The sequence below is a fragment of the Vibrio sp. 1580 genome (genome assembly GCF_033340055.1).
In genome coordinates, this window is sequence record NZ_JAWOVT010000489.1 from 1 (window position 1) to 583 (window position 583).

The window sequence follows — 583 nt, forward strand, 5'->3', positions numbered from 1 at the left end:
GTAGATCTTCTAAACCTTTGCGGCCTGCATGATCCGCTTGGCAGCAAATTAGAATGTCTTTTAGGCGCTCCGACTTGCGCCATACATCAAACTTGTTCAGGATTTTGATGATGGTTTGCGGCTTTAACTCAGCGGCGCGATGAATGTTGGAGTGTTGCTCGCAGACCATGAGCGCTAACTCTTTAAATTCATTCGGTACACGTACACGTTCGCACAGTTTTTTAATTAGCTTTAAACCGGTATGACAATGCATTTTATGGCTTGGCCATTCGCTCTCTGGTGTCACGCCTTTCCCTAAGTCATGCACCTGTGCGGCAAATCTAACAGGGAGTGACGTGCTCAGCTTTGCGGCTTGCTCTGCTACCATCAACGTATGGATACCCGTATCGATCTCTGGATGCCATTTTTCAGGTTGAGGCACCCCAAACAGCGCATCGATTTCTGGTAGCACGACAGCTAACGCGCCGCAATCTCGCAATACTGATAAAAACACATCGGGACGAGGCGTTGAAAGCGATTTATGCCACTCTTGCCACACGCGTTCTGGGGTTAGCGTATTGAGTTCACCAGAGTCTGCGATGTC

1 protein-coding gene is annotated in these 583 nt (G+C 48.7%); it reads right to left on the reverse strand.

Annotated features, from left to right (window positions below):
* A partial coding sequence (locus R7093_RS26750; RefSeq protein WP_318147216.1) for an HD domain-containing protein occupies positions 1–583 on the reverse strand: 583 nt, incomplete at both ends.